This is a genomic window from Flavobacterium sp. FlaQc-47 (genome assembly GCF_044006475.1).
Classification (GTDB): Bacteria; Bacteroidota; Bacteroidia; order Flavobacteriales; family Flavobacteriaceae; genus Flavobacterium.
In genome coordinates this window covers 1,436,865-1,447,667 of sequence record NZ_JBIPCQ010000001.1, presented here as the reverse complement: position 1 = coordinate 1,447,667, position 10,803 = coordinate 1,436,865, and the positions used below count along the sequence as shown (strand labels likewise).

At 30.5% G+C, this 10,803-nt stretch carries 10 protein-coding genes and 1 tRNA gene; 6 read left to right on the top strand and 5 right to left on the bottom strand.

From position 1 onward, the window contains the following. Nucleotides 1–212 precede the first annotated feature (212 nt). Nucleotides 213–2,000: an ABC transporter ATP-binding protein gene (locus ACHRVX_RS06085; RefSeq protein ID WP_395330263.1), complete on the bottom strand. Its 1,788-nt coding sequence runs from the start codon at nucleotides 1,998–2,000 to the stop codon at nucleotides 213–215. A gap of 264 nt (nucleotides 2,001–2,264) precedes the next feature. Between ACHRVX_RS06085 and ACHRVX_RS06080 the strand changes: the two genes are divergently transcribed. After that, nucleotides 2,265–2,339: transfer RNA gene (locus tag ACHRVX_RS06080), tRNA-Val, on the top strand. Nucleotides 2,340–2,928: 589 nt separating this feature from the next. Here ACHRVX_RS06080 and ACHRVX_RS06075 read toward each other — a convergent pair. Next, the gene (locus tag ACHRVX_RS06075) at nucleotides 2,929–3,450 is read right to left on the bottom strand and encodes a GNAT family N-acetyltransferase (RefSeq protein WP_395330261.1); all 522 of its coding nucleotides are present in this window, start codon (nucleotides 3,448–3,450) and stop codon (nucleotides 2,929–2,931) included. A gap of 309 nt (nucleotides 3,451–3,759) precedes the next feature. On the opposite strand from ACHRVX_RS06075, the gene ACHRVX_RS06070 reads away from it, so the two are divergent. The 5 genes from ACHRVX_RS06070 (at nucleotide 3,760) to ACHRVX_RS06050 (ending at nucleotide 7,655) form a co-directional block, all read left to right on the top strand. Further along, nucleotides 3,760–4,119 carry a VOC family protein gene (locus ACHRVX_RS06070; protein WP_395330259.1) on the top strand — a complete coding sequence of 120 codons (360 nt, stop codon included), beginning with the start codon at nucleotides 3,760–3,762 and terminating at the stop codon, nucleotides 4,117–4,119. Between the two features lie 140 nt (nucleotides 4,120–4,259). Continuing rightward, the gene (locus tag ACHRVX_RS06065; protein ID WP_395330257.1) at nucleotides 4,260–4,721 is read left to right on the top strand and encodes a MarR family winged helix-turn-helix transcriptional regulator; all 462 of its coding nucleotides are present in this window, start codon (nucleotides 4,260–4,262) and stop codon (nucleotides 4,719–4,721) included. A gap of 341 nt (nucleotides 4,722–5,062) precedes the next feature. Beyond that, on the top strand, nucleotides 5,063–6,232 hold the full coding sequence (locus ACHRVX_RS06060) for a PQQ-binding-like beta-propeller repeat protein (RefSeq protein WP_395330255.1): 1,170 nt from the start codon (nucleotides 5,063–5,065) through the stop codon (nucleotides 6,230–6,232). A 158-nt stretch (nucleotides 6,233–6,390) separates the two neighbouring features. Continuing rightward, nucleotides 6,391–6,804 carry a helix-turn-helix domain-containing protein gene (locus tag ACHRVX_RS06055; RefSeq protein ID WP_395330253.1) on the top strand — a complete coding sequence of 138 codons (414 nt, stop codon included), beginning with the start codon at nucleotides 6,391–6,393 and terminating at the stop codon, nucleotides 6,802–6,804. A gap of 164 nt (nucleotides 6,805–6,968) precedes the next feature. Further along, nucleotides 6,969–7,655 (top strand): hypothetical protein, encoded by a 687-nt coding sequence (locus tag ACHRVX_RS06050; protein ID WP_395330251.1) that lies wholly within the window; start codon nucleotides 6,969–6,971, stop codon nucleotides 7,653–7,655. A 451-nt stretch (nucleotides 7,656–8,106) separates the two neighbouring features. On the opposite strand, the gene ACHRVX_RS06045 is transcribed toward ACHRVX_RS06050, so the two are convergent. The 3 genes from ACHRVX_RS06045 to ACHRVX_RS06035 all read right to left on the bottom strand — a co-directional run bounded on the left by ACHRVX_RS06045 (nucleotide 8,107) and on the right by ACHRVX_RS06035 (nucleotide 10,762). Next, nucleotides 8,107–8,601 (bottom strand): GyrI-like domain-containing protein, encoded by a 495-nt coding sequence (locus tag ACHRVX_RS06045; RefSeq protein ID WP_395330249.1) that lies wholly within the window; start codon nucleotides 8,599–8,601, stop codon nucleotides 8,107–8,109. Nucleotides 8,602–8,757: 156 nt separating this feature from the next. Then, entirely contained in the window at nucleotides 8,758–9,048 is a 291-nt protein-coding gene (locus tag ACHRVX_RS06040) for a helix-turn-helix transcriptional regulator (protein ID WP_395330247.1), read from the bottom strand. Nucleotides 9,049–9,196: 148 nt separating this feature from the next. Further along, entirely contained in the window at nucleotides 9,197–10,762 is a 1,566-nt protein-coding gene (locus tag ACHRVX_RS06035; protein ID WP_395330245.1) for a serine hydrolase, read from the bottom strand. Nucleotides 10,763–10,803: the final 41 nt, after the last annotated feature.

Here is a 10,803-nt window from a genome sequence, read left to right as displayed (position 1 = left end):
TAGATTTTAGATTTTAGATTTTAGATTTTAGATTTTAGATTTTAGATTTTAGATTTTAGATTTTAGATTTTAGATTTTAGATTTTAGATTTTAGATTTTAGATTTTAGATTTTAGATTTTAGATTTTAGATTTTGCATAAAAAAACTCCATTTGCTTCGCAATGGAGTTTTTTTATTGGAATTTGGAATTTTTAAAATTGGAATTTCCTCGTCTAATAGTTACTAAACTGAAGATTACTAAGGTTTTTATAAATTCCGTTTTCAAGATTTATTAATTCCTGATGTGTTCCTTCTTCGGTGATTTTTCCGTTATCCAGAACCAGGATTTTATCAGCGTTTCTAATCGTCGAAAGGCGATGGGCAATGATAATACTTGTTCTTCCTTCCATTAAAACTTCTAATGCTTCCTGTACCAGTTTTTCGCTTTCACTGTCTAATGATGATGTTGCTTCATCTAAAATCAGGATACTTGGGTTTTTAAGCAATGCTCTCGCAATTGCAATACGCTGACGCTGACCTCCTGATAATTTTACACCACGTTCGCCTACAACTGTTTCGAATTTTTCAGGGAAACCTTCAACAAAGTTCAGTGCATTGGCTTGTTTTGCAGCGAGCATGATTTCTTCATCTGTAGCATCTGGTTTTCCGTACGCTATATTTTCTTTTATGGTTCCGCCAAATAAAATAACATCTTGTGGAACTATACTCATATTACCACGAAGATTTTCTAAATCAAAGTCGTAAATATTTTTTCCGTCAATAGTAATTTCTCCGGATTCGATATCGTAAAAACGTAATAATAAAGAAGAAATAGTCGATTTTCCGGCTCCACTTGGACCCACAATTGCTATTTTTTGTCCAAATTCAGCAGTGAAATTTACATCTTTTAAAACCTGAACTTCTTTTCGTGATGGATAACTAAAAGCTACATTTTTGAAAGAAACATTTCCTTTTATTTTTTCTAACGGAGTTCCGTTTTGAGTTGCATTTATTTTTTCCGGAGTTTCTTCTAATAATTCAAAAACTCTTTCGGTCGCTCCAATTGCCTTTTGGATCTGAGCATATAATTCAGCAATTCCTCCAAAAGAAGCACCTACAAAGGTAGAATACAATACAAATGAAATCAATTGTCCTACGCTCATTTCACCCGCAATACTCAAACGTACACCATACCAAACCACAGCAACGATGGCACCAAATAAACAGAAAATAATAAACGAAGCAAAGTAACCTCTATACTTTCCACCTTTTATAGCCAGTTTTACTACTTCGCTAATTTTACCTTTGTAACGGGCAACCTCGTACCATTCGTTTGCAAAAGCTTTTACAATGCTAATTCCCTGCATGGTTTCTTCAACAATTACCTGGCTTTCGGCAACCTGATCTTGTACTTGTTTCGAATATTTTCTGATAAAACGTCCAAAAATTACAGCAGCAACAGCAACAAGAGGAACAACGGCTAACATTAATAAGGTTAATTTAAAGCTTTCTGTAGCCAATAAAATAACGCCGCCAATAATTAGTATGAATTGACGCAGAAACTCTGCAATTGTTGATGTCAAGGTGTCCTGAATCTGAGTAATATCAGCACTTATACGGCTGTTTAATTCTCCAACTCTTTTTTGGGAGAAAAATGTCATTGGCAATTTTACCAAATTAGTGTATAAGGATAAACGAAGGTTTGCCAGTGTATTTTCGGTAAAATTTACAAATAATGATAATCTGAAAAAGGAACAGAACGATTGTAGAAATAAAATTACGATCAATCCTAATGCAATTTGATTAGCCTGAGCGCCGTCTTTGTTTTTTACGCAGTCAATCAACATTCCCATTAATTTAGGAAAGGCGAGGGCAGTGGCTCCGGTAAGTAATAGGAAAACTAATCCAACGTAAAATTTCCATTGGTGTTTTCCGGCGTATTTAAATATTATGGTTGCTTTGTTTAGTGAAGTAGCGGTAATTTTTGATTTTGGTAAATCATTTTCTTTCATTCTTGCCATTTGAGTATACAATTAAGGTATACAAATGTATGATTATAGTGAATGAATACAAAGTAATATTCAAAATTAGCTGTTTGAATACTATTTTATAAATTGATTCACAAAAAAACTTATTATTATCCTGATATTAAAGAACTGTAAAAGAGTTTATTAAAATAATCAATGAAAATTTATTTCATTTTATTTATAAAAACACTTGCAAATACAAAATCTAGCTGTATATTTGCACTCGCAATCACACAATGATAGCGACCTAGTAAAATAGGGCGATTAGCTCAGCTGGTTCAGAGCACCTCGTTTACACCGAGGGGGTCGGGGGTTCGAACCCCTCATCGCCCACAAAAAACTCCTTAAGAAATTAAGGAGTTTTTTTTATGCTTTATATTTTGCTGATTTCATTAAAAATTGATTTATGAGGGATCAATGGATCAATACATATTGTTGTGGGGAAATATTAAAATCTAGATATTTGTATTTTAAAATTCTCCCTAATGCAAGATTCTTTTATCGACCTTCTGAAATTATTATTACCTGAGATAATAGCGATCAACACGAAAACCTGTGGAGAGAGAAAAAAATACCACAGAGCACTCAAAGATTTTTTACCAAGCACGATGGATATAAACACAAAGTTCACAAAGCTATGTCAATACAAAGCTTTGTGAACTTTGTGTTTGTCAACACACTCTACGATAAAAAACTTTGCGTGCTTTGCGGTAAAAATCATCCAGTATATAAATGTAATCTCTTCGGGATATTTTTTTTACTCCTTTAGGAGTTTAATATTGGTAGGATAAAAATCAACCAGAAAAATATGCCGTAGGGATTAAACTTTTTAAGCCAATTTATTTGTTGAATTATTAAACGAGCAACTTCAATTAACTACTAATCTCTTTTATGTTTTTCCACAACATTTAGTCTTGATCCATTAAAAGTTCAATCTAAATAAAACAACATTTGAATTGTTCTCGATTGCAACATCAAGTTTCTTAAAATTTAATTTTTCAAGAAGTTTAGTTGAGCTTTGATTATCTTTATGTGTTCGTGCATTTATCGTTTTTATTCCGAGTGTTGTCATTGCATATTCTAAAACTTCCCTGACAGCTTCAATCATAATTCCCTGACCCTGATTGTCTGTACGAAGCTCATATCCAACTTCGCATTTCTTTAAATTTCCTGAAAATTCAAAGAGACAAATTGTACCAATTAATTTATCCTCACCAGTCTTTGTAATTACCCAATAAAAAAGTGTATCACTTTCATTTTCAATTATATTACTGATGAACTTTAGGCTATGTTCTAATGTTTTACTTGGTTTCCTGTCGAGAAATTTATTTATTTCTTTGTCCGAACGCAATTGAAATATTTCTTGATAATCCTTTTTTGAAAGTTTCCGAAGTGTAAGTCTTTCGGTCCTTAATATTGGGAAATTTTGTAAATCTCTGTTCATTTTTAAGATGTTTATTTCTGCTAATAATAGGACTCTACTTAACCTAGAAAGGCATTTATAAAACTTTTCTATGTTCGCTTTTAGTAATAAGTAGTTTTTATAAAGCGAATGTAAGAAATATTTTTACTGCCACTTATTAAACTTTTTTAAAACAGAAACCTTTAAAAAGTTATTGTTGATCAGAATTTCAAAGTATAATTTAATTATCAAATCCACAATCAAATTTACCAACTAAAAAATAAAATTCATAAAAATTTGCACATTGTTGTCGAGTATACTATATTTGTGACAACAATAAAATTTATAAAAATGAGAGAACTTACATTTTCATCACTACAAGTAAAAAATTTGGAAGCATCAAAAGACTTCTACGTAAAACAATTAGGTTTTGAGATTGGAAACGAAAATCCGCAAGCCTGCATTTTTAAATATAATCAGGGACAAGCAAGTTTTGCTATTCGAACACCTCTTGAGTCTCTTGAAGAAAAAGAATTGGGAATTGGCGTGGCTCTTTGGTTTGCCGTGGATGAAAATGTCGACGAATTGAAAGAAAAATTCATATCAAACGGAATAACCACTGCCGGACCAATTATTGAAACACCTTTTGGCAGAGCATTTCACGTGAAAGATCTTGACGGTTATAAACTTACATTTTTAGAGTCAAAATAAAAATAAATGATTTGCCTGGTTTAGAACAGATTTGAAAGAAAAACAATTTTACTATCAAAGTTATTTGATTCCGATGGCTATCTTTGAAATTAATAAATCCGATTTTGATTTAATATTGACACAAATGCTTTAACATCATTATGACTAAAGAAATTAATTTTCATTTTAAAAGTCCAAAAGATAGTCCGGGTTATTTATTGGGGCAACTAACCATGCTCTGGCAACGCAGACTTAAAAAAGTTTTAGATCCGTTAGATTTAACGCAGACGCAATTTGTATTATTGGCCGCTTTAGGCTGGCTTTCAAAAAAAAGTAACTCTGTCACACAAGTCGATATTGCCAATCAAAGTAATGCCGACAGAATGATGGTATCAAAAGTATTGAGAACGCTGGAAGAAAAAGGTTTCATAACACGAAAAGAACATGAAACGGATACAAGAGCAAAAACAATCAGGTTAACAAATGCTGGAGAAACCGTTTTGCAAAAAGCAATCATAGAAGTTGAAAATGCCGACCTTGATTTTTTTTCTGCCTTAAACGAAAATCTTCCTTCGTTCAATTCTAATATGGCAAAATTGATAGACATCAATAAAACCGAATAAAGAAAATTTAATGATTAATATTTAGCAATTTTAAAATTTTCATTTAGATAATTTTTAAAAGTCAAATGCTCCATTGTTTAAATGGAGTATTTGACTTTTTTAGCTTTTAAAATTCGGAGATAACAACAGTATTACCCACAATTTAAGCAACTTATAACTTCACAACGCTATAATAAATTTTTACTATATTTGACGCAGATATTAGCTTAATTATTAATATTTAACTTATTTTAAATCAGTTAATTAGAAAATATCCCAAGAATGTTTTTACTATAAATAGTTACTTTTAAAAGAGTAATTTCAGATTATTAGAAATAAAATATCAAACCCAAATTTTAAAAATGAAAAAAAACATAATAACTCTTTTAGTTGTATTTACTGCTATAAATATCTTTGGACAAGCGCCAACGGATCCAAAACCAAATGATTTGGTCGTTCATAAAGTTCTTAATCCGCTTAAAAAAGTTCCTTTAGATTTAGCATCAATCTTAATGTATGATTATGATGGCTCACTTATTTCATTTGATCTTGAAGCTGAACATATTAACTGGACAGTAAAAGCTACAGATGCTTATACTGAAATGTGCGCGAATCAAATCACGTTATTAGATGGAGTTATATACATTCCGTTTATTAACGGTGAAATTTTTGCCGTTGATAATCAAACAGGTGAAATTTTCTGGAAATCAAGGTTAGGAAATGTTACAGATCAAATCGTTTTAAAAAATCAAATTCCGGTAATAAATAACGGAAAATTGTATATCACGACTCAAAGTCCTGTTAACAACATTTATGCTCTTAATATAAAAGATGGCAGTTTAGCATGGAAATATCAGCTGGAATCATCAAATAATGACAATCCTGTTTTGTTTTTTGACAACAAAATTTTCACGCAAAGTGCATCAAGTTTTTATAGCCTTGACGCAAATACAGGAAAACTTATTTACCAAAAAACCTTTGAAGAACCTATTACAGGAAAACCGGTAACAGATGGTGAAAATGTATTTGTAGCAAGCGAAAAAAATGTGCTTTTTGCCTTAAGTCCTAATAAACCAGATATTTTATGGGAATTTAAAGTAGATGAAAATCAACATTCTATTAAGGAACATATCGTTTGCAAAGACAAAAAAGTATATTTTGCAGCACAAGGCGAAGAAGTTTCTTCAATATACGCTGTAGATTCTAAAACAGGAACTCAGTTATGGAAAAGGGATTTTAAAGATGATAATATTCAATACATTCTGGAGGAAAGTGATAATATTTGGGGATATACTCGTAAAGCAAAACTTTTTCAGATAGACGTAACAAATGGTGAAATAGCACTTGAAGTAAAATTAACAACAAAACCTATCTCAAATATTGAATTTTCTAATGATGATGAATCTTTGTTTTACTATTCTGATGCTGCATTAATTCAATATGAATTTAAATCAAAAGACGAAAATGAGGTTTATCTGCGAACTACTATTAAAGATGACGTTTATAGTGCATTTGTAAAAATGATTCGATAAAAAACACAAAGCCGTTTCAACCGAAACGGATTTTTTATTTATTCAAAATGGCTTTATACAAATTTTTTCCCGCAATAGCAATTGTAAGTAAAATACTAAATTAACCTGTTTTTTACCAAAATAGAAAAGTGTAAACAAATTTTAAATATCTTTGAATTATGAGCACAGCAACAAAACCAAAACACATTGGCAGAAATATAAGCCGAATAAGAGAGTTAAAAGGCATGAAGCAAGAAACTCTTGCAGAGACAATAGGTATAAGTCAACAAACTGTTTCTAATATTGAATCAAGTGAGACAGTTGATGAAAAGAAACTTGATATTATTGCTAAAGCATTAGGCGTTACAGTAGAAGCCATTGAAAATTTTTCAGAAGAATCAATTTTTAATTATTTTAATACTTTTAATGAAGCTGTTTCAAATAGTAATTTTATAAATAACAGTGTTTGTACTTTTAACCCCTTAGACAAAATGGTTGAATTGTACGATGAAAATAAAAAACTTTATGAGCGTTTAGTTCAGACAGAAAAAGAAAAAAACGAATATCTAGAAAAGTTTTTAAAAGAAAAATAATCTTTTAAAATCATAAAAAAACTCCATTAGAAATAATGGAGTTTTTTTATGTGTTTTTTATTCAAAACAGGTATTTCTACTGGATTAGCTCTTATTGAGTTTATCTAAATTCGCAACAGTTTTAAGTAAAAAATTAAACACAAAGCAATAATTTAAATTTAAGTATGAAAAATAAAATTATCCAATTACGTAGCTTTCTGGAACGAAATAAAATATTTTTTGAAGTTTTGGCAGCAACTGCATTAACTACTACCAGTATTTTTGTTTCTTTCAAAGCCAATAGTATTGCTAATCAGGCTAATCAAATATCAAGCAGTCAAACAGAAATTATGGAGTTGGAAAATACACCGAGAATAGAAATTAAAAGAACACAAATATATAGTGATTCAACTAAAACAAGTTTTGATACTAGATGGCTTGTATACAATAATAATAGTAAGATATCAAATTTCGAAATTGAAAAAGAGATTTCATATCTAAATATTAGAAAAAAAGATAATAAAGAAATAAATATGCCACTTGTAGAATATCTTAATCATGTAGGTAAACTAACAAGTCCAAATGAAGGTCTTGTATATGAATTTGACAATAAATATTGTAGTCAAGACGAATTTTTAACTCGTGAAGCAATTTCAGATTTTGGAGATATTGATGTGAAAAGTTATATTGAGATATCATACAAGAATGTTTTAGGAGAGAAAAAGGTTGTACATTTCCAAATTTCTCCATTAATTCAAGATATAAAACAAGAATCTTGGGATTCAATTAATAGAGATTGGAGAAATAAAAGTAATAACGCAATTTATTTAAAAAATATTGAGAAGAATATTTCAAAAATAAAAAAAATATAAAAATTAATTCTAGTATAACGCTTAAAAACTCCATTAGAAATAATGGAGTTTTTTTTATGATTTAATTTGATATAGCACTATTGCAAATATATTAGAAATCCGCTCTATTATTTTAAAAATGAGAAGTATGCGAAACAGATTCCTCTGAAAGAGGTTTAGCAATAGCATGGTGCGAAGCACTATGAAAAATAGTTAACAATTGCTGTTTGAGCCCTGAAAGGGCAAAAGCCTAATCCAAATTTTTATTTTCTTTTACTCTTTCAGGGCAATCTTTACTTTTAAATTAATTTCGTAGTGCGCTGCATAGAATTAATTATTTTTGATTTACAAATATCTTATTTTAAAATTAAAAAACAAGCCTTTTTGTGTGAGCGAAAATAAGATTATGAATGATAATTTCATTGAGGTTGAATTTAGTTAATTTCTCTTTTTAAAAACTTCTTTAAAACTATCAAAGCAATTTTATAGGAATATAGATATCTATGATATGCAAGTTTTCCGGATGCGTTTTTGGATCATTTAAATGACTTAAAAAGAAATTTCTACTATCTGGCTGATAACCATTTTCTTCAAACCAAACTTCATAAATATAATTCCACGTTGTCATGCATTCAGACATTGGCGCTTCTTTGTGGAAAATCGCATATAATCCGCCGCTTATTTTTGTGTTGCCAATTACGCCTTCGCCAATTATATTTTCAGGAACAGATAAACAAACATCTGCCTGAACCATTCCTGATAAATTAGCATTGCTTCGATAAACAGTTAACGCTTTCGTTTCAGGAAAATTAATCAGGTTTCTGGGACCGGCCCAACTAAAAAGCTGTTCAAACATTTTACCAAATGTTTCACTGTCATGACTTCCAATATTAAGATTTCTGATATAAACTACATTAAATTCATCAAGGTTTTCAATTTTAAAATCTACTTTATTTGTTTCACTCATTTTATTAAAATTTATATTATTTAATTTGAGTGCAAGGTAATTTTCAATTCTGAGTTCCATTTGTCCAATATTGCTATCCATTATACCAATATTGCTATTTTTATTTGCTTTACGCCATTCGCTGGGAGTTATATTTTGAGTTTCACGAAAACTTCTTTAAAACGAAGAAATACTTAAGAAACCACAATCAATAGAGATTTCATTTATAGTTTTTGAAGAATTATTCATCAGAAAAAATAGAGATCTTTCTATCCTCGCATTCTTGATAAATTCGTTTAACGTTGTTCCCGTAACCGATTTAAAAATTCTATGAAAATGAAATTTTGAAAAATTAGATAACGACGCTAATTTCTCTAAGGATAATTCTTCATGAAGATTTTCTTTAATATAATCAATGCTTTTGTTGATTCTAAAGTAATATTCCTTTATAGACTCTTCCTTTGTCATGCTTTAGTACTTCATGTGTTTTGTGCGAAGATAATTGATATTATTTTAGCATAAACTGTTAATATCAAAAGAAAGAACACAAAAAAAACTCCATTATTTCTAATGAAGTCTTAGTCTCTTATTTATTAAAAAGAGCTTATTGTAAACTTTATTTCTCCACTCTTTGCAAGTCTAAATCCTGAAAGTCAAAACTAAAATCAATATTTGGCGAGATTCCTTTCATTTTAATAGATTGTGCTTTGCCATTTTCGTCAAGCGAAAACATAGTAAAAGCGTCACAATTCATTGCCTGGTATTCCCATTTTATGGCAAATGTGTTGGCGTTATAAAAAGACATTGGACCATTTAATTTAGGCGATCGATAGGATTTAAACCATAATTGTTTGTCTTTTTCAAACACTTCAATTTTTCCAAACCATTTGTCTAAATAAACACCTGTAAAGTTTTCATTTTTAATATTTACGCTTTTTGAAGATTGTACCTTTTCCCAGACTTTTTTAGTTACATCATCACCGTTATTTTTGCCTTGTTGCATTGATTCGGCTATTTTATCTGTCCAGCCAAAATCGTCTAAACCTAAATAACTGTCAGAAATAGAATTGGCAACGGCAGAGAAAAGTCCGGCACCTCCGTTTTCAGTATTGGTAAAAATTACAAGACCTAAATTCAAATCCGGATACATTACCACAATCGATAACATTCCGGGTAATCCTCCGGTATGGGAAACTTTCAGATATCCTTTTTCATCATTTATTCCCCAACCCAAACCGTAACCATTAAAGTGTGGATTGTATCGAGGATCCGGGTGAACATTCATAACGGTGTGTATACGCCACATTTCGTTATGGTTTTTCTCAGAAAAAAGGGTTTCCTTTAAATCTGTTCCGTATTTGCCTTTATTTAATCTTACAATCATCCATTTTGCCATATCGGCAGCGTTTGAAATTATCCCGCCGGCAGCACCATTGACTTGCAATTCAAGAGTAGGAATTGTTTTTATAGTTCCTGATTCTGATGAATGTGGTGTTGCAAGATTGCTTTTACCTTTCATCAAACTCATTCCTGCATATGTATTCTTCATTTGCAATTGATCAATAATTCGCTTTTGTACAAACGCTTCACAGCTCATTCCGCTAACTTTTGCAATTACTTCTCCTGCGACCAGATAAAGTGAATTGTCATAATTAAATTGGGTTCGAAAAGCCGAAACGGGTTTAAAATGCTGAAAACTCGTTAAAACATCTGTAATTGTAAAATTGGCACCATCAGGAAAAAACATCAAATCGCCAACGCCAAGTCCAAGTCCGCTGCGATGCGTTAATAAATCCTGAATATTAAAATTCTCCGTTACATAGTCGTTATACATTTTAAATTGAGGAAGAATATCTTTTACTTTATCCGTCCATTTTATTTTGCCTTCATCTTCTAAAATAGAAAGTGCCGTAGTTGTAAAAGCTTTACTGTTTGACGCTATTTGAAAATTAGTTGTTTCGGTTACAGGTTTTTTTGTCTCAATATTAGCAAAGCCATATCCTTTTGCGTGAATTACTTTTCCATCTTTAACAACGGCAATTGAGGCACCTGCAACATTGAATTTTTTCAAAGCATCGAGCATCATTAAATCAATTTTTGGCGATGATAATTGTGCAAATGTTACTGAAGATGAAAAACAAATAAAGAGGAGGGAAGTAAAACGAATTGTTGCTTTTTTCATATTGGTTTTGATTTTTGATTATGTTTTTTGATTGCGGTTTT